At 62.4% G+C, this 19,155-nt stretch carries 19 protein-coding genes and 1 riboswitch; of the genes, 5 read left to right on the top strand and 14 right to left on the bottom strand.

The window, feature by feature from the left end; all coding sequences use genetic code 11:
* Positions 1-172: 172 nt before the first annotated feature.
* A complete protein-coding gene (gene hemE, locus HHJ18_RS18115; RefSeq protein ID WP_296917466.1) occupies positions 173-1,282 on the bottom strand; it encodes a uroporphyrinogen decarboxylase in 1,110 nt (369 codons plus the stop codon).
* A 208-nt stretch (positions 1,283-1,490) separates the two neighbouring features.
* On the opposite strand from hemE, the gene HHJ18_RS18120 reads away from it, so the two are divergent.
* Positions 1,491-1,892, top strand: a complete 402-nt coding sequence (locus tag HHJ18_RS18120) for an aminoacyl-tRNA synthetase (protein ID WP_296917468.1) — start codon at positions 1,491-1,493, stop codon at positions 1,890-1,892.
* Positions 1,893-1,907: 15 nt separating this feature from the next.
* Here the strand turns inward: HHJ18_RS18120 and HHJ18_RS18125 are convergent, their stop codons facing one another.
* The 6 genes from HHJ18_RS18125 to HHJ18_RS18150 all read right to left on the bottom strand — a co-directional run bounded on the left by HHJ18_RS18125 (position 1,908) and on the right by HHJ18_RS18150 (position 8,376).
* Positions 1,908-3,275, bottom strand: coding sequence for a class I SAM-dependent methyltransferase (locus HHJ18_RS18125; RefSeq protein WP_296917469.1), 1,368 nt, complete (start codon positions 3,273-3,275; stop codon positions 1,908-1,910).
* Positions 3,276-3,354: 79 nt separating this feature from the next.
* The gene (bluB, locus tag HHJ18_RS18130) at positions 3,355-4,110 is read right to left on the bottom strand and encodes a 5,6-dimethylbenzimidazole synthase (RefSeq protein ID WP_296917471.1); all 756 of its coding nucleotides are present in this window, start codon (positions 4,108-4,110) and stop codon (positions 3,355-3,357) included.
* Positions 4,111-4,150: 40 nt separating this feature from the next.
* A riboswitch (cobalamin riboswitch) is annotated at positions 4,151-4,371 on the bottom strand.
* 118 nt (positions 4,372-4,489) lie between these two features.
* Complete coding sequence (locus HHJ18_RS18135; RefSeq protein ID WP_296917473.1) at positions 4,490-4,960, bottom strand: CoA-binding protein; 471 nt, start codon at positions 4,958-4,960, stop codon at positions 4,490-4,492.
* Positions 4,961-4,984: 24 nt separating this feature from the next.
* Positions 4,985-7,150 carry a thioredoxin family protein gene (locus tag HHJ18_RS18140; RefSeq protein ID WP_296917475.1) on the bottom strand — a complete coding sequence of 722 codons (2,166 nt, stop codon included), beginning with the start codon at positions 7,148-7,150 and terminating at the stop codon, positions 4,985-4,987.
* Positions 7,151-7,282: 132 nt separating this feature from the next.
* Entirely contained in the window at positions 7,283-7,612 is a 330-nt protein-coding gene (locus HHJ18_RS18145) for a DUF167 family protein (RefSeq protein ID WP_296917477.1), read from the bottom strand.
* Positions 7,612-8,376 (bottom strand): alanyl-tRNA editing protein, encoded by a 765-nt coding sequence (locus tag HHJ18_RS18150; protein ID WP_296917479.1) that lies wholly within the window; start codon positions 8,374-8,376, stop codon positions 7,612-7,614. The genes HHJ18_RS18145 and HHJ18_RS18150 overlap by 1 nt, the downstream gene beginning before the upstream one ends.
* 17 nt (positions 8,377-8,393) lie before the next feature.
* Here HHJ18_RS18150 and HHJ18_RS18155 point away from each other — a divergent pair, with 17 nt between their 5' ends.
* The 4 genes from HHJ18_RS18155 (at position 8,394) to HHJ18_RS18170 (ending at position 13,168) form a co-directional block, all read left to right on the top strand.
* Positions 8,394-10,028 (top strand): DUF4080 domain-containing protein, encoded by a 1,635-nt coding sequence (locus HHJ18_RS18155; RefSeq protein WP_296917480.1) that lies wholly within the window; start codon positions 8,394-8,396, stop codon positions 10,026-10,028.
* 166 nt (positions 10,029-10,194) lie between these two features.
* The gene (locus HHJ18_RS18160) at positions 10,195-11,037 is read left to right on the top strand and encodes a creatininase family protein (protein ID WP_296917482.1); all 843 of its coding nucleotides are present in this window, start codon (positions 10,195-10,197) and stop codon (positions 11,035-11,037) included.
* A 106-nt stretch (positions 11,038-11,143) separates the two neighbouring features.
* Positions 11,144-11,638: a hypothetical protein gene (locus tag HHJ18_RS18165; RefSeq protein ID WP_296917484.1), complete on the top strand. Its 495-nt coding sequence runs from the start codon at positions 11,144-11,146 to the stop codon at positions 11,636-11,638.
* A 177-nt stretch (positions 11,639-11,815) separates the two neighbouring features.
* A complete protein-coding gene (locus tag HHJ18_RS18170; RefSeq protein WP_296917485.1) occupies positions 11,816-13,168 on the top strand; it encodes a sorbosone dehydrogenase family protein in 1,353 nt (450 codons plus the stop codon).
* A gap of 122 nt (positions 13,169-13,290) precedes the next feature.
* Here the strand turns inward: HHJ18_RS18170 and HHJ18_RS18175 are convergent, their stop codons facing one another.
* The 7 genes from HHJ18_RS18175 to HHJ18_RS18205 all read right to left on the bottom strand — a co-directional run bounded on the left by HHJ18_RS18175 (position 13,291) and on the right by HHJ18_RS18205 (position 19,135).
* Complete coding sequence (locus HHJ18_RS18175; protein WP_296917487.1) at positions 13,291-14,034, bottom strand: hypothetical protein; 744 nt, start codon at positions 14,032-14,034, stop codon at positions 13,291-13,293.
* Between the two features lie 36 nt (positions 14,035-14,070).
* Positions 14,071-14,919, bottom strand: a complete 849-nt coding sequence (locus HHJ18_RS18180; protein WP_296917489.1) for an FTR1 family protein — start codon at positions 14,917-14,919, stop codon at positions 14,071-14,073.
* A 20-nt stretch (positions 14,920-14,939) separates the two neighbouring features.
* Positions 14,940-15,287, bottom strand: a complete 348-nt coding sequence (locus HHJ18_RS18185) for a cupredoxin domain-containing protein (protein ID WP_296917490.1) — start codon at positions 15,285-15,287, stop codon at positions 14,940-14,942.
* Positions 15,288-15,545: 258 nt separating this feature from the next.
* The gene (locus HHJ18_RS18190) at positions 15,546-16,340 is read right to left on the bottom strand and encodes a histidine phosphatase family protein (RefSeq protein WP_296917492.1); all 795 of its coding nucleotides are present in this window, start codon (positions 16,338-16,340) and stop codon (positions 15,546-15,548) included.
* 66 nt (positions 16,341-16,406) lie between these two features.
* Positions 16,407-16,766 (bottom strand): ribbon-helix-helix domain-containing protein, encoded by a 360-nt coding sequence (locus tag HHJ18_RS18195; protein WP_296917494.1) that lies wholly within the window; start codon positions 16,764-16,766, stop codon positions 16,407-16,409.
* Between the two features lie 113 nt (positions 16,767-16,879).
* Complete coding sequence (locus tag HHJ18_RS18200; protein ID WP_296917496.1) at positions 16,880-18,448, bottom strand: GMC family oxidoreductase; 1,569 nt, start codon at positions 18,446-18,448, stop codon at positions 16,880-16,882.
* A 54-nt stretch (positions 18,449-18,502) separates the two neighbouring features.
* Complete coding sequence (locus HHJ18_RS18205; protein ID WP_296917498.1) at positions 18,503-19,135, bottom strand: tat (twin-arginine translocation) pathway signal sequence; 633 nt, start codon at positions 19,133-19,135, stop codon at positions 18,503-18,505.
* Positions 19,136-19,155 lie beyond the last annotated feature (20 nt).

The raw sequence follows: 19,155 nt of genomic DNA on the forward strand, positions 1-19,155 counted from the left end.
AGCGCTATTGCTTTGATAGCGCAGCATAGGCGACAAAGCCGGGATTGCCTCCCCGCTACACAACTTTTGTGCATAAGTCGGAAGGTCGAGACATTTTGTGTGTTAGTAGTGGGCGAAATAACGCAGTCGCCAGCCGCCTTGCGGCAGCCGGGGGACAGCCTGGAACCGCTCGTCAGGCCCGGGCTGCGCGCATGCTGCGCGAGTGAGCGTGCACTGCGTTGACCAGCACTTCGACATTTTCGGGCGGGGTGTGCTGGTTGATGCCGTGACCCAGGTTGAAAATGTGGGCTGGTCCGGGCTGGCTCAGGTCGGTGTGCGGGGCGCCAAAACTGTCCAGCACGCTTACCACCTCGGCTTCAATCTGCGCCGGGTTGGCAAACAGCACGTTGGGGTCCAGATTGCCTTGCAGCGCCTTGGCGTTGGGGCCGTTTTCGCCCACCAGGGCGCGTGCCTGGGCCAGGTTGACGGTCCAGTCCAGCCCCAGCACTTCGCAGTCGAGCTGGCCCATGGCCTGCAGCCAGGGCCCGCCGCCCTTGGTAAACACCAGCCGCGGAATCTTCACGCCCTCGTGCTCGCGCTTGAGCTGACTTAGCACGCGCGCGGTGTAGGCCAGGCTGAAGGTGTGAAACGCCGCGTCGGCCAGCACGCCGCCCCAGCTGTCAAAAATCATCACGGCTTGGGCGCCAGCTTCAATCTGCGCGTTCAGGTAGGCCGCCACGGCGTCCGCGTTGATCGCCAAAATGCGGTGCATCAGGTCGGGGCGCTGGTACAGCATGGTTTTGACCAGGCGGTAGTCGTCGGAGCCGGCGCCTTCGACCATGTAGCAGGCCAGCGTCCAGGGGCTGCCCGAAAAGCCGATCAGTGGCACCCGGCCATTGAGCGCCTTGCGGATCGACGTGACGGCGTCAAACACATAGCGCAGCTTGTTCATGTCCGGTACTTCAAGCTTGGCCACGGCGGCTTCATCGCGCACCGCGGTGGCAAACTTCGGGCCCTCGCCAATCGCAAACGACAGGCCCAGGCCCATGGCGTCTGGCACGGTGAGAATGTCGCTGAACAAAATGGCGGCATCGAGCTGATAGCGCTCCAGCGGCTGCAGCGTCACCTCGGTGGCGTAGTCGGTGTTGGTGGCCAGGCCCATGAAACTGCCGGCCTGGGCGCGCGTGGCGCGGTACTCCGGCAAATAGCGGCCGGCCTGGCGCATCAGCCAGACGGGGGTGTGGTCGGTCGCCTGACGCAGGCAGGCACGCAGAAAAGTGTCGTTTTGAAGAGGTTTGAACATGGCTTGATTGTCTCAGGTGTGCATTGCGGGCTATTTTCAGGCTACTTCCGGGCGACTTCCGGGCGACTTTTTGGTGAGTAGGGCTTTCGGCAGCTTTATTACCTTTGTCGCTTTTACAGCGTTTATCGCAAGGGGGGCGTGGCGGCGGACTGGCATCGGATTACCATGGTGTCTTGAGCTTTTGCCGACTCAAAAAAAGGGACACACCATGCGCATGACTGACCAGGAGTATTTTCGCAGCTGCATCGCCAAGGAGCGCCACCTGGCGCAGCTGCTGGGCCACCAGCACATCGAAGAATGCTATGAAAGCGCCGGCACGCTGTGGGATAACGCCCAAGCCCTGCCGCAATGGACGCGCGACTGGGGCGCCTGCGGGCCGCTGATGACGGCGCACGGCATCTCGCTGAGCTTCGAGCACGGGCCAACTGGCGAAAGCCAGGTCCGCTTAGGCGCCACCGTGGTTCATTTTGCAGACCATCCAACGCCCGACCGCGCCGTGATGTTCGGCATAGTCAAGGAATTGATTTTTTTGTTGGAGCATGGCAAGGCTGCCCCGGCCCCGCGCGCCGCTCAGGGCGCTTCTGTTTGCGCTTCTGCCAAGGCCGCCTGATTCTCCAGCAAGCCCTCAGCGCGCGGCGAAAACCCCGGTTTCGCGGTGCCTCAGCAGCAGGCGATCCAGTGCGTTCAGCGTGTCATAGGACTCGGCAAAGTCGGCGAACAATGCCGCGTCGTCGGGCGCGGCGGCCTGACCTTTCCAGTCGGCACGAAACTGCTCGAAAATTTCACCAAAACTGCGCTGGCCATCGATCAGGCGCAGGATTTTGGCGCCATATTTGCCGGGGTTGACCGCCACCGAGACGCCGGAGTGCTGGTGCTGCAGCACAAAGGGCTGGCCGCGGTTGCTGTTAAATACTTGCGCCGCGATTTCGCCGGTCAGCGGTTCGTGGAAGAAAAACGGCACGTAGTCGGCATTGCCGTAAGGGGCGGTGCAGGCCGCGTCACGCGTGAGGTACAGCGAATGCGTGGTGATGTCGCCAATCATCAGCTCGGCCATTGCATACTGCTGGCGGCGCGGCAACTGGCGCAGCGCAGCGGCCATGGCCGGCGGTTTGCGGCCCAGCACCATGTGCGGCAAGTAGGGCGAACGGCCGCGCTGGACATCGGTGAAGATCAGGTGCAGGCCGTGACCTCCGGCGCCACCAGCGCCGTCACCCAGCCAGTCAAACAGCTCGCCGACGCTGTACGAACGATCCTGCGAATGCAGCAGCAAGTCGTAAATGCCGGCGTCACCGGCTTTGTGGTCGTGGTGCAGTTCTTCACTGCGCATGAACCAGTTGCTGGGCGGCAGGCTGGCCAGCAAGTCGCGCGTGTTGGCAATCTTGCGCTGCGCATCGAGCGCTTCGCCGCTTGGCGCGCCGTCGGCGCTGCCAGCTGCGTTAACCAGACGCATCAGCGCCTGCATTTGGTAGACCCCGGTGCGGCCGGTGCTGGCGTAGACCATCAGGCCTATGGCTGCAGGATGCGCGCCATCGTTTTTAAGCACGCTGCGCAACGCCTTCAGCCCTAGATCCGGGTCGGCCAGGTGGTGCAGCACGCCGCTGCAGTTGATGTAGTCAAAGCGGCCCAGCCCCAGCCCGGGCAGGTTCAGCAGCGAATCGTGCACCCAGCGGATGTTGCTGAGCCCGCGTATCTGCGCGCGCTCCTGCGCCAGTGCAATGCTGGCCTGGCTCATGTCCAGGTGCACGATTTCAGCATCGGTGGCGCGCAACTGCTCGGCCAGAAAAATTGTTGCATCGCCGGTGCCACCGCCCGCCACCAGCGCCCTGAAGCCGTTCTGGAAAGACTGCTTTCCGGCAAAGCAGTAGTGGTTGATCATGGGCAGGTCTTCCAGCCAGGTCTTCACCAGACGCTGGTGATCGTCTTGCGGATTGCACGGCGGGTAGGGCAGGGCCTCGTACTGGCTTCTGACCTGGGGCAGGTAGTTGTGGGGCATGCGAGGGTTTAAAAAGGAAAAGGGGGTGGATTCAAACCACTTCCGTTCGCTATTCCTTAGGGTTGGGGGTTAGCTGCATTCATTTCGAATTTCCGGTGCCCTGCGCCGCAGCCTGGTCGCGGCGTAGATACCCGATCAGCGGCTGTTGGTCGTCGCGCTGGCCCCACTGGTCGAAATACACCAGCTCTTCGATAGGCAGACGCGGCAGCCAGCCGGCAGTTTCCAGTTCCGGCTTGGCGTAAAAGTGACTGACGTAGCCGACGCACAGGTAGGCGATTGGCGTGATGTGTTTCGGAATTGCCAGCGCTTGCTGCAGCGCGGCTTGATTAAAAATGCTGACCCAGCCCACGCCCAGTCCTTCGGCCCTGGCCGCCAGCCACAGGTTTTGCACCGCGCACACGCTGCTGTACAGGTCCATCGTCTTAAGGTGGGTGCGGCCGACCACCACCGGGCCGCTACGCTCCCGGTCGCAGGTGATGCAAATGCCAAGCGGCGACTCCAGGATGCCTTCGAGCTTGAGTGTCTGGTAAGTGCTGCGTTTGTCGCCTTCGAACATCTGCGCCGCTTCCGCGTGCGCCACGGCAAAGGCCTCATGTACCCGGCGCTTGACGGCATCCGACTTGACCACCATGAAGTTCCATGGCTGCATGAAGCCAACCGAGGGCGCGTAGTGGGCGGCAGTCAGGATGCGGCTGAGCACCGCATCGGGAACCGGCTCCGGCAAGAATTGACCGCGCACGTCGCGGCGCGAAAAAATGGCGTGATAGATCGCGTCACGGGCTTGCTCGGTGAAGGCGTGAATGTCCTGGATGGCTGGCGCTGCTGCTGTATTCATGTATTCCCCTGGATCAAAATAACGGGACGGCCTGGCCGTGCAGCTTGCTTTTTGTTCAGGCCGGCCTTCTGACTCGGATTCATCTGACCCCGGCGCCTTCCTGGCGCCTTCCAGGTACGTTCTCGGCACATTCCCGGCATGAGTCACTGGCATTGAGCCGGGTCATCGTCCTTACAGCGTTGGGCACACGGCTCAATTGCGCCGCTTTCCCGAATCCCCCTGTGCCTCGCGGCGGCGGGCACCTGAAGCGAGCGATTTTAGTGCCACGCGTTTTGTAAAGGCGTCAGGCTTAAGACAATGTGTATTGTTTAAAGACAGCCAGAGCCGACAAAGACTGTGGACACCGGCCGGCCGGCAGTTCAAGCCGCCAAGGGAGTCTTTATGAGAATGACGCGCCCGGCTGCGCAGGCACTTCCCGCAGCAGGCCGCTGGACATCAGCACCCGGTGGTCAATCTTCAGGCAGTGGTCTTGCACCACCAACAGGCCGGCCGCTTCGGCCTTGGCCGCTGCTGCGGCATGAGCGACGCCGAGCTGCATCCATACGGCCTTGGCGCCGATGGCGATGGCCTCATCAACGACGGGCGGAATGTCCTCGCTGTTGCGAAAGCAGTTCACCAGGTCGATGGTTTCGTGCTGCGCGGCTTCCCGCAGCGTGGCATAGGCTTTTTCGCCCAGCACTTCGGTCGCGTTCGGGTTGACCGGAATGATGCGGTAGCCGGCCGCCTGCATGTAGCGCGACACGTCAAAACTCGCCCGGTTCGGCTTGGGCGACAGGCCCACGACCGCGATGGTGCGGCAGTGGTTGAGGATGTGGGGAATGCGCTCGGCAAGAGCGATGGAATCAGTCACGGTTTGATCTCCTTGCGTTAGACATCAGAGCTTGGCCAGTTCCGCCCTGACGTCATCCACGGACAAAATTTCTGACAGCACCACAGGCGCGCGGCCAGCTTTGTAAATCACATACACCGGCACGCCGTTGCGGCCCAGCTGCGTCAGCGCAGCGGTTACCGCCGGGTCGCGGCGCGTCCAGTCGGCGCGCAGCAGAGCGACCTTTTTTGTATCCATATCAGCCAGCACCGAGGCGTTGGACAGCGTGGTTTTCTTGTTGTACTGGCAGGTCACGCACCAGGCGGCGGTGAAGTCGACAAACACGCTCTGGCCCTGCGCCGTGAGCTGGTCGACGCGGCCCGGCTCCCAGGCCTGCCAGCGCTCCGACGCGGCGACCGTCGGCAGATTTCCGGGTTTAATGACGTTCGGGCCTAAAGCCCAGAGCCCAAAGGCGCCAAGCGCTATCGAAAAAGAAGCAAGCAGGGTACGCGCGCGGCGCGCTGTGGTGTGCAGGTTAAAGGCCCAGACCACCAGCGCCATCAGCACCAGCAGCGCCAGCAGCGCAGCTGCGCCGTCGATGCCGCTTTGCTGGCCCAGTACCCAGACCAGCCAGGCCACCGTGGCAAACATCGGGAACGCCATCAACTGCTTGAAGGTCACCATCCAGGCACCAGGGCGCGGCAAGGCGCGCGCCACGGCAGGCACCGTGCTGGCAAGCAGGAAAGGCAGCGCCATGCCGACGCCAATTGCGGCAAATACGGCCAGCGCCTGCCCCGCCGGCAGGGCTACCGCATAACCGAGCGCCGCCCCCATGAAAGGCGCAGTGCAGGGCGAGGCAATGGCGGTTGCCAGGACGCCCGACAAGAAGGCGTTGATGGTGGGATTTTTGCTCTGCAGACCGGCCACGTTGCCGGGCAGGAAGTTGCCAAATTCAAACAGACCGGCCAGATTCAGGCCGAGCAGCGTGAACAGCGCCGCCAGTACGGCGATCACCGCCGGACTCTGCAGCTGAAAGCCCCAGCCGAGCTGGTCGCCAGCGGCGCGCAGGGCCAGCAGCAAAGCGCCCAGCGCTAAAAATGACAGCACCACGCCGGCGCTGTACGCCAGTCCGTTCGACACGCGGGCCGCCTGGTTTTTCACATGCACAAAGCTCACCACCTTGAGCGCCAGCACCGGAAACACGCAAGGCATCAGATTCAAAATCATGCCGCCCAGCAAGGCGCCCAACAGCGCGGCCAGCAGGCCCAGCGGCGGCGCGCTGTTTTGCAGCGGGGTGGCGCCCAAAGCCGCATTGGCCTGCAAAGCCGTTGTCAGCGCTGGCGGCAGTGCAGCCACCGGGGCCACGGCCGGCCATTCGCCCTTGAACGGTGCTTCGATGCGGTAAGCGCTCTCGTTAAAAGCCACGACCAGCGGCAGCTGCGTGGGGCTTGTGCTGCGTTGACTGGACAGCGGCACCTGCGCGGTCCACAGCGCGCCTTGCCAGGCTTGCTGCCAGGGCGCTGCGGGCTCAATCACGCTGCCGGTTTCGGGGTACAGGGCAAGGGTCTTGCCCTGCAGCGCCACCGGCAGACCGGCCAGCGACACCTTCAGCGTCTTGCCGCTGGCCTCGACTTCGCTGCTGCCGCTGGGCAGGGGCTTGGGCGTGACCGCAAAGGTGGCTTGAAACGCATTGCCATGCATCGCCGTGGCGCCCTTGAGCGGAATGCTCAGCGAAAACTCGCCGTCTTGCGGGATGCAGACTTCCTTACACGTCAGCCAGGTCGCCTTCAGCTTGACGTCGAGTTGCGCGGCGGCGGAACCGCTGAAACCGGGGGCCACCGTCAGCGGCACCGGCAGCAGCACGGTGTCGCCATAACCATAGTTGGCCAGATTGCCCAAAGGGAACTTTTGCGGGGTCGGCCAGGCAATGTCGCCCGCAGTTACGCCTGCCGGAAGGGCCCATTCCAGCTGCGTGGGCAGGCCGGAATCGCCTGAGTTTTTCCAGTAGGTATGCCATCCCGGCTGGTGCGCCAGCTGCAAACCCAGCCAGACCGGTTTGCCGGCCTCTACCCCCTCGGGCGCCCAGGCCAGCAATTCAGCGCGCACCTGCTCGGTCGAGAAGACGGGGCCTTTGCTGGCGCTGTTGACCAGGTTGACTTGGGCCGAAGCCCCCGCAGACAGGGTACAAGCAGCTATTAAAAAAATAGCAGGCAAAAAACGGGAAAAATTCATGGTGCTAGTGTGAGCGGTGGCCCCAGGTTTAGTTCCAGAGCGCAACCGGGTGCAAGGAGATGTAACAAACGTTTGGCAGTACTTCCCATTGTGCGACAGGCGCTGAAAAGACCCTAAAACCCGGCGCTGCGCTCAGTCTTCCTGGAGCAACGGGCTTGGCTGACTAAAAACCGTCGGCAATTTCTTGGGCGCCCTGATGCGCAGCTGTTTGTTGACGTTTTCGCGGCCAAACACCACCTCGATGTCGGCCACCGCCACGCCAAACAGCGGCGCCAGAAAGCGCAGCATGTGGTCGGTCGCCTTGCCTGCCACCGGGCTGGCGGTCACGCTGACCTTGAGCTGCGTGCCCTTGGGCTTGCCAATGCCATCGCGCGAGGCGCTCGGTTTGCCCAGAATATTGACCACCAACACCTCGCCTTCCCAGGCAAAAAAAGAATCGCCGGTGGAGTTTCTGGGCCGCATCAAAGGCCCCAGCCCAGCACCACGCGGCGCGTGCTCGCGCTCTTTTTCTCTATCTTGGTGACGATGACCGCACCTATTTCTGCGGTATTGGCCACATGGGTGCCGCCGCAGGGCTGGAAATCGATCATCTGCTCTCCGCCTATTCGAATGGTGCGTACCTGGCCGCTGCCGCGCGGCGGCTGCACGCTCATGCTTTTGACCAGCGCCGGATTGGCGTCCAACTCGGCGTCGCTGATGGCGCCCACTGCAACCGGATGCGCCGCAGCGACCAGGCGGGCAATGCCTGCCGTCAGCGCGTCCTTGTCCAGCGGGTCCGTCATGTTGAAGTCCAGCCGCGCATAGTCGGGCGTGATCGAGCAGCCATTGACCAACTGCGGCACCAGATGACACAGCAGGTGGGTCGTGGTGTGAAAGCGCATCAGCCGGTGCCGGCGCGCCCAGTCAATCCGGGCCGTCACTTTGTCACCCGGTTTCAGGCCGGTGCGCAGCAACTGGTCCAGCACAGAGGCCGCTGGGCCCGGAAGCTCGGGCAGATGGCAGACAGCGTCGGTGAATTTCCCCTGTTCATTCTTGCCTTTGCGCGTGTCGGCAATGGCGATCTCCCGGCCATCGGCTAGCAGCAGCCAGCCGGCATCACCGGCCTGGCCTCCGCCCAGCGGGTAAAACACCGTGCGGTCCAGCACCAGGCCGTGCTCGGTGAGCGCAATCACCGTGGCGCTGCATTCTGCGAGGTAGCCGTCTTCACGGAACAGGGTTTGCGTCATGGTTTGATAATACTGGCATGAATCGCCCTGCGTCTTCACCTTTGCCCGACCCGCCTGCCGGGTCAGCGCGCATCGTGATCGCCACCCTCAACGCCAAATACATCCATGCCTCGCTGGGCCTGCGTTACCTGCTCGCCAATATGGACAAGCATGGCGGCGCCGGCCTGCGCGCGCAGACGCAGTTGCGTGAATTCGTCATCCAGCAGCGCCCCCTGCAGATTGTTGAAGAGCTGCTGGCGCTCAAGCCGGCCGTAATCGGCCTGGGCATCTATATCTGGAACGTCGTTGAAACCACGCAGGTGGTGCGCCTGCTGAAAACACTGCGGCCCGACATCAGGATCGTGCTTGGCGGCCCCGAGGTGAGCCATGAGGTCGATCAGCAGGAAATCTGCCGGCTGGCCGACCATGTGATCACCGGCTGGGGCGATGTGAGCTTTCCCAGGCTGTGCCGGGCCTTGCTTAAATTACCAGGCGGGGGCCCCAAACCGCTGATGAAGGTGATCGCCGGCGAACAGCCCGCCCTCGAAACGCTGGTCATGCCCTACAGCGAGTACAACCAGCAAGACATCGCCAAGCGCCTGCTCTATGTCGAGGCCTCGCGCGGCTGCCCGTTCAAGTGCGAGTTTTGCCTGAGTTCGCTCGACAAGACCGCCTGGGCTTTTGAGCTGGACCTGTTCATGGCCGAGATGGACGCGCTGTACCGGCGCGGCGCGCGTAACTTCAAGTTCGTCGACCGCACCTTCAATCTGAAAGTTGACCATTCGGTGCGCATCCTGCAGTTTTTCCTGGACCGCATGGCGCCCGATTTATTCGTGCATTTTGAAGTCGTGCCCGACAGCCTGCCGGAGCGCCTGAAAGAACTGATCACGCAGTTCCCGGCCGGTTCGCTGCAGTTTGAAGTTGGCGTCCAGAGCTTCAACCCCGAGGTTCAGCAACGCATCTCACGCAAACAGGACAACGCCAAGACCGCTGAAAATCTGCGCTGGCTGGTGAGTAAAAGCCAGGCCCATGTGCACGCCGACCTGGTTTTCGGCCTGCCGGGTGAAACGCTGGAAAGCTTTGCCGACGGTTTTGACCGGCTATACGCGCTCGGCCCGCACGAAATTCAGTTCGGCATCCTGAAGCGCCTGCGGGGCACACCGATCACGCGGCACACGGCCGGTTTTGCCATGGCCTACGACCCGCAAACGCCGTACACGATTCTTCAAAACTCGACGATTGACTTTTCCACCATGCAGCGCATCCAGCGCTTTGCGCGCTTCTGGGAAATGGTCGCCAACTCGGGGCGATTTGCCCTGAGCCTGAAGCTGCTGTTGGCACCTGCTTCGGCCTTCAATCACTTTCTGAATTTCAGCGACTGGCTGTGGCAAACCACCGGCAAGACGCATGAGTTTGCACTGGAAAAACTGGTGGACCTGCTGCATGCGCACCTCACCGAGGTGCGCGGCTTGCAGGCTGACACTGTGCGCGCCGCCTTGCTGGCGGATTACCGCGCCAGCGGTGCGCGGGGACGGCCGCAATCTCTGGCGGCGCTGTTCAGTGCGCAGGCCAAGCCACCGATGGGCGCGCAAGAGAACAGGCGTGCCGAGCGGCAGCTCAGGCACCTCAGCCAGCACCGCGACGAGATTCAAAAGGCCGCTGCGGCGGCATGAAGCCGCTGGCCTAAAGCTGCTAACGACAGTCAAGGCCAAGCTCGTTTGGATATCAAATAGACCTGCAGCCCATATAAAACGTGCGCCAATAGCTATCAAAATGATAGTATTTAGCCAATGTGCGCCAGCCGCTATTTCACCCCATCAACAGGTTCAAAATACGCCCATGAACTCTTCAACGCTACGCGCGCCGCGCTTTTGGGCTGACCTGAAAAGCCCTGACTTCGCAGCCCTTGACCTGGCCCGCTGTATCGCCGTGCTGCCCGTTGCGGCGATTGAGCAGCACGGCCCGCACTTGCCGCTCAACGTCGATGCCACGCTGGTCGATGGTGTGATCGCCGCCGCTTTGCCGCATTTGCCGGCCGCGCTGCCGCTGCTGTTTTTGCCGACGCAGGCGATTGGCTTAAGCCCCGAACACGCGCGCTTTGCCGGCACCCTCACGCTCAAGGCCAGCACGGTGATCAATCTGTGGACGGAAATTGCTGAATCGGTCGCGCTGACCGGTATCAAAAAACTGGTGCTGCTCAACGCGCACGGCGGCAACGTCGGGCTGCTCGATGTGGTGGCGCGTGACCTACGCGCGCGCCTGGGCCTGCTGGTGTACAGCGTCAATTCGTTCAACCTGCCGTTGAATGGCGAAGGCGGCGCGTCGGTCACTGACCGCTTCAGCGCGCACGAGCAGCGCTTCGGAATTCATGCCGGCGAGATCGAAACCTCGCTAATGCTGGCGCTTAAGCCCGAGCAGGTTGACATGGCCAAGGCGCAGAATTTTCATTCCAGCTCGCAAGACCGGGCCGAAAAATTCAGCATTCTGGGCGACGGCCGCAGCGCCAAGATGGGCTGGCAAATGCAGGACTACAACGCGCACGGCGCGGTCGGTAACGCGGCGGCAGCAACTGCGGAAAAAGGCCATGCGCTGCTGGCCGCAATGGGCCGCAGCCTGGCGCAATTGCTGAGCGAAATCGACCAGCTGCCGCCCGACACGCTGCGCAGCGCCACGGCGATTTAAGATTGCTACGCGGCGTTCGCGATGGCGTGCAGGTGTTGCTTTTGTTTACCCGCGTTGCTTTGAGTCAGGGGTAATATCCGGCTTCCCACCCTCACAGGAGCGCCTCATGGGCTTACTCGATCTGCTGCAACAAGCCCTCGGTGGCAATGCCGAAAAACATTTCGACGCGGTGGCGCAGCAAGCGCCGCCCGACCAGCTCGGTGCCGGCTTGGCCGAGGCGATGCGGTCCAAGGAAACGCCGCCATTTGGCAGCATGGTGTCCCAGATGTTCGGCCAGTCGTCGCCCACGCAGCAAGCCGGCGTGCTGAACCAGATTCTGGCGGCGCTGGGACCCGCGGCGGCGACCGCGCTGGCGAGTGGCGCGCTGGGCCGGGTGCTGGCGCCCGGCCAGTCGCAGCTCACGCCTGAGCAGGCGGCACAAGTCTCGCCCGATCAGGTCAGCGAAATTGCCACCCAGGCCGAGCAGGCGCAGCCCGGCGTGGTCGATCAGGTCAGCCAGTTTTATGCCCAGCATTCGGGGCTGATCAAGGTGTTGGGCGGCGCTGCCCTGGCCATTGCGATGGCCAAAATGAAGAACAACCTGGACCGGGGCCAAGCTTGAAAGCGTCAGCGGACGTTCAATAAGCGCTGCTGGCACATTGTTGGAGGTGCTTGGCGGTCCCCGCCCACGCCGCGCCACGGACTTGGCTTACACTCCGCAGTCGCGCGGGGCTGGCATAGTGACTCTAAAGGTTTGCAGTTTGATTGCACGCCTGCAACCTTCTGGAGGACTCTTGCCATGCGCTTTGACGATTTCCATGTGAACCGACGGCTTACTGCAGTCGCATGTCTGGCCTTTTTTGGCGCTGTACTGGGGGGCTTGGCCGGCTGCGGTGACCGCGCCACGCTTGTGCCCACTGCAGGCATGGGCGCGACGCCGACGCTGCCCCAGCCCAAGAGCAGTTTGATTCCAACCGTTGACATCGCCCCCGCCATAGGCTGGTCCGACGGTGTCATGCCGACCGCCATGGCGGGCCTGAGCGTCACGGCGCTGGCAACCGGGCTGGCACACCCGCGCTGGGTCTATGTGCTGCCCAACGGTGACGTGCTGGTGGCTGAAACCAACGCACCGCCCAAGCCAGAAGACGGCAAAGGCATCAAGGGCTGGTTCATGAAAAAAGCCATGGCCAAAGCCGGTGCTGGCGTGCCATCGGCCAACCGCATCACGCTGCTGCGCGATGCCGATGGCGACGGCAAGGCAGAGATCCGCACGGTGTTTCTGCAAAACCTGAGCTCGCCTTTCGGCATGACCTTGGTCGGCAATGATTTGTACGTTGCCAATTCCGACTCGCTGGTGCGCTTCCCTTACCAGAGCGGGCAGACCAGCATCAGTGCCGCCCCGGTCAAGGTGCTCGATTTGCCAGCCGGCCCGATCAACCACCACTGGACCAAAAACGTCATCGCCAGCCGCGACGGCACAAAGCTCTATGTCACCGTCGGCTCCAACAGCAACGTCGGTGAGCGTGGCGCCGACGCCGAGGTGGGCCGTGCCGCGATCTGGGAGGTCGATGCCAAAAGCGGCACGCACCGGGTCTTTGCCAGCGGGCTGCGCAACCCGAACGGCATGGGCTGGGCACCTGGAACCGATGTGCTCTGGACGGTGGCGAACGAACGCGACGAGATCGGCAGCGACCTGGTGCCCGACTATTTGACCTCGGTGAAGGACGGCGCTTTCTACGGCTGGCCCTACAGCTATTACGGACAAAACGTTGATGTGCGCGTCAAGCCGCCGCAGCCCGACCTGGTGGCCAAGGCGATTGCGCCCGACTACGCCCTGGGCTCACACGTCGCGGCGCTGGGCATGACGTTTTCCGAAGGCAATGCCCTGCCGCCAGCCTTGGCCAGCGGCGTGTTTGTGGGCGAACACGGCTCATGGAACCGCAAGCCGCAAAGCGGCTACAAGGTTGTCTTCGTGCCCTTTGCCGGGGGCAAGCCAGCGGGCTTGCCGGTCGATGTGCTGACGGGCTTTTTGAACGCCGACGGCAAGGCGCAGGGCCGACCAGTGGGCGTGGCGATCGACAAACGCGGCGCGCTGCTGGTGGCCGACGATGTCGGCAACGCGGTCTGGCGCGTCAGCGGCGCGGCCAAATGAGCGGGGCCGGTCGATCAGCCTTAATTTTTGGGTAAAAAAGGCCTGTAGAGCGTGTATAGAGGGCGCGTGCAGCTATTAAATTAATAGCGCTCTGAGACAGCGTCATCGCTGCTGCAATGCTTTTAAAACTCGTACTCGGTCTGCAGCCGCAGCGTCGTCCTTGGCGACGCATCGTTGGTGCCAAACAGGATCGCCGCGTTGTATTTGATGGCCTGTTTGCCGGAAAGCCTGATTTTGCCGAAGATCGCCGGACCAAACTTGTGTTCCTGTTCGGACGACGGCGCCCACTTGTTCCAGCGGCCCAGCGAGCCGAAGCCCTGCACGCCCCATTCGAATTGTTCGGAGGCACGGTATTTTAGTTGCACTTGGTAATGCAGTTCGGTCTCGAAGGGCTCGCTGGCGCGCACATGCTTTTGCAACAGCAGGTTCAAATTGCCTTGAATGGCACCCCACTCGGCCTGCAACAGCGGACCATAGGTGAGCTCATAACCCTCAGATCGATCTTTGGGGCGCTCTACCTCCAGCAAAAAGCCGACATCCACCGGGTACTTGCCGGTTTCGGTCAATTGAAAGCGGTTTTCCCATTCCACCGCGTCGAAAGAACTGGACTGGCCGGGCTCGCGTTTCCACTTGGCGGAGATCTCTGTAGCCCACCATGCATTCACGCCCAGGCCAAAACCGAGTGAGGTGGCGTAGCCGCTGGATTGGTCTTTGTGCTTGTCAAAGCCCAGGGTAAAGTCGATTTCCTTTTCGCCCTGCTCAACAATCGGGCTGAGCACGTACTCGTTGGGGCCGGCGTGCGCCATGACGGTTAAAAGCAAGGGGCATAGGGCGACCAGCACCCTCGCCGATGTGGCGATTTGCATAATAAAACTCCGGGGAAGGTTAAAGAAAAACGAGGTCTAGCGGGCCTGCGCCAGCGCATCCGGGCGCGCTGGAGGCTGCAGTTGGCGGCGCTGCATCTGCCGGGTCGCCAGGCCGATGATGATCAGGGTGCCGAGGTAAAACGCCAGCTGCAATCCGGACGGCCGCGCGTCGTAGCCCGCCAGCGCGTGCAGCAAAACGCCGAACGGCGAGTCGGTCCGCAATACCGCCGAGGTATCCCATAGCGAGTTCGACCACCTGTCGACCAGACCCGCCTGGGCCAGCGCCCGGGCCAGTTGGCTGGCAATGGCCGCCGCCAGCAGCATGATGAGGACGTTGGTCACGGCGAAAAGATTGTGCGGTTTGACGCGCGACAGGCCGAAATAAATCATGACGCCAAGCGCCACGCCGCCCAGCACGCCCAGCGCCGCGCCCAGCAGCATGCTTGAGGTACTGCCAGGCGTCCCGGTTGCCAGGCCGGCGACGAACAACACCGTTTCAGCGCCCTCGCGCAGCACCGCCAGCACGACGGCTACGATCAGCGCGCGCGGCGAGCGTGTGCCTTCTCGTACCGAACTGCCCAGTCGCCTGGCATCCTGCGACATCTCCCTGCCATGCGTGGAGACCCAGATGCAGTGCCAGGCCAGCATTACCAGCGCCAGGCTGAGGATGCCGACATTGACCAGGTCCTGGCCAATGCCGTCGGCCAGAGTGCTGATCTTGCTGGCACCGGCGGCCAGCGCGAGCGCCCCCAAAAGGCCCGCGAAGACGCCGCCGGCAAGCCATGTCATTCGGCCTGCAAGGCCACGCGTGGCGGCCGCAACGATGCCGACAAACAGGGCGGCTTCCAGCGTCTCGCGAAAAACAATGATGGCGGTGGCAAACATGGGGCGTCCTGATTTGATGGCTATTCGGCGACGACCACGCCTTTGGCGGTGGCTTCGTTGTATTCACCCGCAAACTCGTACTTTCCGGGCTTGAGCGGCCCGATGAAAATGACTACCTTGGCGCCGGGCGGAACCACTTTCTCCCGGTTCAGCGTGTGGCTCTCGAATTCTTCGGGTGTTGCATCCTGGTTGTGCACCGTCAGGCGAATGCGCTGGCCCGCCGGCACCTTGATTTCAGTCGGCTCGAAACGGTGATTTTTAATCACCAGCAGTGCTTCGGAATCGGCCATGGTAAGGGTGCAGGCGCAGAGCGCGGCCACGCCGCCCACCATGCGCAAGGCGTTGGAAGATGCAGTGAAAGATTTCATTTTTACCTGTCATGTTTGTTCAATAATTGAAGTGTAATAAGAATGATTCGTATATGCAACGGCTATTTAAAGATTAAAAATTTGGCTGAAAAAGTGGGGCAATTTCGTCCGAGGCGGACAGGCTGCGGTCCCTCAACTGAAAGAGCCGCTGGTCCCGATGTCAGGGATTAAAAATGGCTGTAGCCCATACAGGACGGGCGTGACCAGCTATTTATTCAGTAGCATCTTGCTTCAAGCCGCTTCAGGGCAAAGCCGGCTTTACGCGTAGGTCACCCAGCTGGCGTATTCGGGCGCATCGAGGTGCGGCAGCGTGTTGTAGGTCACCAGCATGTGGCGTTTGGGCGTGAAGGCGAATTCGGTGACCGAGCAGTTGCGGATGCGCAGGTTCAGCTCAATCGTTGTCTCGGGGCTGGTGCCCAGCACCTGGCCGACGGCGGTCGCTATCGGGCCGCCGCTGGAGACCAGCAGCACGTTGCCCTCGCACTCGGTGCGGATGTGCGCCAGCGCAGCGGCTACGCCCGCAGAAAATTCGCGGTAGCTGGGCATGCCCACGGGGCTGACGGCGCCGGTCATCCACTGCGCCAGGCCGGCTTTTAGCAGGCGAAAGTGGTGCCGGTAGAGCTCGGGCGTGTCGGGTTTTTCCAGCGTGTGGGGGTGGATGGCGCCGATCACGGCTTGGCTGTCGTATTCATTGAGGCCAGGCCAGAAGAGGTGCGCCCCCACGCTTGCCACTGCGTGTGCCGCGCTGCCCCCCGGGGGGGCTGAACTTGCTTGGGGCGGGCCGTCGCTGCGTTCGCGTGCCCCTACGCTTTCTTCATGGCCTGTCGGGCTAGCCGGCGCCATGAATTCAACCCCCAGGCCCTCGCAAATGCCGGCCAGGGTCTGGGTCTGGCGTTTCAGGGTGCCGGTCATCGCGCTGGTGAAGGTCACGCCTTTGAGGCGGAAATACTCTCCCAGCCGCATGGCTTGCTGCCGCCCCAGGGCGCTGAGCTGGTCGTAGTCGTCGGCGCCAAATGAAGCCTGGCCGTGGCGTACAAGGTATAAGGTTCCCACAGCGCGAATTAGACCAGAGCAGCCCTTGAAAATTGTCGCGTGCGTGACGACGACTGGCGGGCGTTTTTAGTGCGGCAGTGCCGCCGCCTTGGCTGGCGCAGCATTCGGCGGCGCGGCTGCCAGCGTGGTGCGCTGGGCGGCGAGCTGTTGAGCCGATTCATCGACGCGCGGCAAAGACAGGTAGCGCAGGCAGCAGACGCGCAAAAATGACGTGAAGTTGGGGTTGTCTTCGCGCAGCGCGCAGAGTTCCTCGTACAGCGTGGCGATCATCTGGTTAGTGGTTTTGCCCTCGCGCGCGGCGATCTCCGCCAGCACGTCCCAAAACAGGTTCTCCAGCCGGATGGTGGTCACGACGTTGCTGATGCGTATGGAACGCGTGCGCGCTTCGTACTGGATCGGGTCGGCATGCACATAGACGTAACACATGAAGCGCTCCTTGACGGCCGGGACGGACGGAAAGACTTGAACAACTTGTCTGAAAAAAGAACGGAGCGGCGACCGCTGCCGCCCGCCCCTTTCTCCACAGACGCCAGCATGCCTTAAATCGCTTTTTCCGTCATCTGTTTGGCAATGTAATCAGCCTGGCGAATTGCCAGCGAGACAATCGTCAGCGTCGGGTTTTCCGCGCCGCCGGTGGTGAACTGGCTGCCGTCAGAGATGAACAGATTGTTGATGTCATGCGTCTGGCCCCACTTGTTGCAGACGCCGTCACGCGCGCTGGCGCTCATGCGGCAGGTGCCCAGGTTGTGGGTGGAAGGGTAGGGCGGCGTGCGGAAGGTTTTAATCGATCCCGCCGCCTGGTACACCCGCTCGCCTTGGGTGAAGGCGTGGTTACGCATGGCGATGTCGTTCTCGTGATCGTCGTAGTGCACATTGGGCACGGCGCTGCCCCATTTGTCCTTGACGGCCGTGTTCAGCGTCACGCGGTTGCTTTCGCGGGGCATGTCTTCGCCGACTATCCACATGCCGGCCAGGTTGGTGTAGCGGTCCATCCACCAGGTGAAGTCGCTGCCCCAGCCGCCCGGGTTCAAAAAGGCGGCCATGAAGGGCACGCCCAGCGACAGCGTTTCCAATTCATACCCGCCTATAAAACCGCGTTTGGTGTTGTGACCCGCTTCATCACGGATGATGCCGGCCATCGTGGTGCCGCGGTACATGTGCACCGGTTCCTTGAAGGCCCCGTACACCGTGCCGGTGAGGTGGCGCATGTAGTTGCGGCCGACCTGGCCCGAGGAGTTGGCCAGACCGTTGGGAAACTGCGGCGAGCTCGACAGCAGCAGCAGGCGCGGCGTTTCAATCGAGTTGCCGGCGACGCAGACCACGCGTGCTTTTTGCCGTTGCTCCTTGCCGTCCTTGTCGAAGTACACCACGCCACTCGCCTTGCCGGCGGCATTGTGCTCGATGCGCGAGACATGCGACTCGGGCCGCAAATCGAGGTTGCCGGTGGCTTCGGCCTTCGGAATTTCGACATACAGCGTGGACCATTTGGCCCCCGACTTGCAGCCCTGGAAGCAAAAGCCCATCTGCATGCAGCGACCGCGGCCATCGCGTGGTTCACTGTTGATCGCCATGTTGCCGGTGTGCACTTCTTTGTAGCCGAGCTTGGTGGCCCCTGCATTCAGGACCTTGAAGTTGTTGTTGCCTGGCAGGCCGGGAATGCCGTTGGTGCGCGTCACGCCCATCTTGTTTTCGGCCTTGGCGTAGTAAGGCTCCAGCTCTTTGAGCGTGACGGGCCAGTCCAGCAGATTCGTGCCCTTGAGCTCGCCGTAGTGCGTTTTGGCGCGAAATTCGTGGTCTTGCAGGCGCAGCGAGGCACCGGCCCAGTGGGTCGTGGTGCCGCCCACGGTTTTGCAGATCCAGGTCGGCAGGTTGGGAAAGTCTTTGGCAATGCGCCAGGTGCCGGAGGTGGTGCGGTTGTCCAGCCACGCCAGCTGGCTGAAGGACTTCCATTCGTCGTTGATGTAGCTGGTCTGCGACTGCATCGCACCGGCTTCCAGGACGACGACTTTGACGCCCTTGATGCAAAGCTCGTGGGCCAGTGTGCCGCCGCCCGCGCCCGAGCCAATGATGACGACCACGCTGTCGTCGTTGCTGTCAATTTTTGCCATGATGTGTGTCCTGATAAAAAGAAAAGGTGACCTCGGGAGGATGTGCCAACGGCGTCAGCCCATCCAGGCCGCAGGACTGGCGTCTTTCGACGGCTCGGGCAACCACTTCAGATCCTGGAAGCCGCGTGTGATGTAGCCGCCTTTTTCCCACGACGAGCCGGGGTAGCCGAGCGCTGTGAAGGCCATGTCGTTGTCATACAAAGAAGTCACGCACTTGCCCCGTACCGCGGCAAAAAACGGCGTGCTTTCCAGCGACTTGACGGCCGCAAGCTGCTTGGCTGGTGTGGCTTTGGTGAAGTTGCCGCCGGCGGCCTTGTCCAGGTCGGCAATACCGCCACGCAGCAACGTCGTCGTTTTGGCGTCGCTGGTGGCGCCTGCGTCCAGGTCCTTGGCCAGCAAGGCGTACACGGCATCCGGCAACTTGGCGTGCGGGTACAGCACACGGCCCATCTTCATCAGCGTGGTGCCTTCGGCGCTGCTCAGCGTTTTCAGCTCGACCGCCCAGGCCCGCGAGGGCGCCAGCGCGCTCAAGACGCCGCCCGCAGCCAGCGTACCCAGCAACAGGCCACTGCCACGCAGCAGGCTGCGCCGCGTCAGCGGCAGCTTCAGTTTTGGCACCTCGCCGCTGTCTTCGCCGCAGCTGTCGGCCACGGAATGGCTCAGGGAAGTAATCGGTATGACTTTCATCGGTGTCTCCTGTGGGGTGG

Origin of the sequence: Polaromonas sp., assembly GCF_012927455.1 — a bacterium.
Classification (GTDB): domain Bacteria; phylum Pseudomonadota; class Gammaproteobacteria; order Burkholderiales; family Burkholderiaceae_C; genus Polaromonas.

What these genes read in the sequence shown, in the direction of transcription:
- hemE (WP_296917466.1), bottom strand. Translation starts at nt 1,282, where the DNA reads ATGTTCAAACCTCTTCAAAACGACACTTTTCTGCGTGCCTGCCTGCGT.
- HHJ18_RS18120 (WP_296917468.1), top strand. Translation starts at nt 1,491, where the DNA reads ATGCGCATGACTGACCAGGAGTATTTTCGCAGCTGCATCGCCAAGGAG.
- HHJ18_RS18125 (WP_296917469.1), bottom strand. Translation starts at nt 3,275, where the DNA reads ATGCCCCACAACTACCTGCCCCAGGTCAGAAGCCAGTACGAGGCCCTG.
- bluB (WP_296917471.1), bottom strand. Translation starts at nt 4,110, where the DNA reads ATGAATACAGCAGCAGCGCCAGCCATCCAGGACATTCACGCCTTCACC.
- HHJ18_RS18140 (WP_296917475.1), bottom strand. Translation starts at nt 7,150, where the DNA reads ATGAATTTTTCCCGTTTTTTGCCTGCTATTTTTTTAATAGCTGCTTGT.
- HHJ18_RS18145 (WP_296917477.1), bottom strand. Translation starts at nt 7,612, where the DNA reads ATGCGGCCCAGAAACTCCACCGGCGATTCTTTTTTTGCCTGGGAAGGC.
- HHJ18_RS18150 (WP_296917479.1), bottom strand. Translation starts at nt 8,376, where the DNA reads ATGACGCAAACCCTGTTCCGTGAAGACGGCTACCTCGCAGAATGCAGC.
- HHJ18_RS18155 (WP_296917480.1), top strand. Translation starts at nt 8,394, where the DNA reads ATGAATCGCCCTGCGTCTTCACCTTTGCCCGACCCGCCTGCCGGGTCA.
- HHJ18_RS18160 (WP_296917482.1), top strand. Translation starts at nt 10,195, where the DNA reads ATGAACTCTTCAACGCTACGCGCGCCGCGCTTTTGGGCTGACCTGAAA.
- HHJ18_RS18165 (WP_296917484.1), top strand. Translation starts at nt 11,144, where the DNA reads ATGGGCTTACTCGATCTGCTGCAACAAGCCCTCGGTGGCAATGCCGAA.
- HHJ18_RS18170 (WP_296917485.1), top strand. Translation starts at nt 11,816, where the DNA reads ATGCGCTTTGACGATTTCCATGTGAACCGACGGCTTACTGCAGTCGCA.
- HHJ18_RS18175 (WP_296917487.1), bottom strand. Translation starts at nt 14,034, where the DNA reads ATGCAAATCGCCACATCGGCGAGGGTGCTGGTCGCCCTATGCCCCTTG.
- HHJ18_RS18180 (WP_296917489.1), bottom strand. Translation starts at nt 14,919, where the DNA reads ATGTTTGCCACCGCCATCATTGTTTTTCGCGAGACGCTGGAAGCCGCC.
- HHJ18_RS18185 (WP_296917490.1), bottom strand. Translation starts at nt 15,287, where the DNA reads ATGAAATCTTTCACTGCATCTTCCAACGCCTTGCGCATGGTGGGCGGC.
- HHJ18_RS18195 (WP_296917494.1), bottom strand. Translation starts at nt 16,766, where the DNA reads ATGTGTTACGTCTATGTGCATGCCGACCCGATCCAGTACGAAGCGCGC.
- HHJ18_RS18200 (WP_296917496.1), bottom strand. Translation starts at nt 18,448, where the DNA reads ATGGCAAAAATTGACAGCAACGACGACAGCGTGGTCGTCATCATTGGC.
- HHJ18_RS18205 (WP_296917498.1), bottom strand. Translation starts at nt 19,135, where the DNA reads ATGAAAGTCATACCGATTACTTCCCTGAGCCATTCCGTGGCCGACAGC.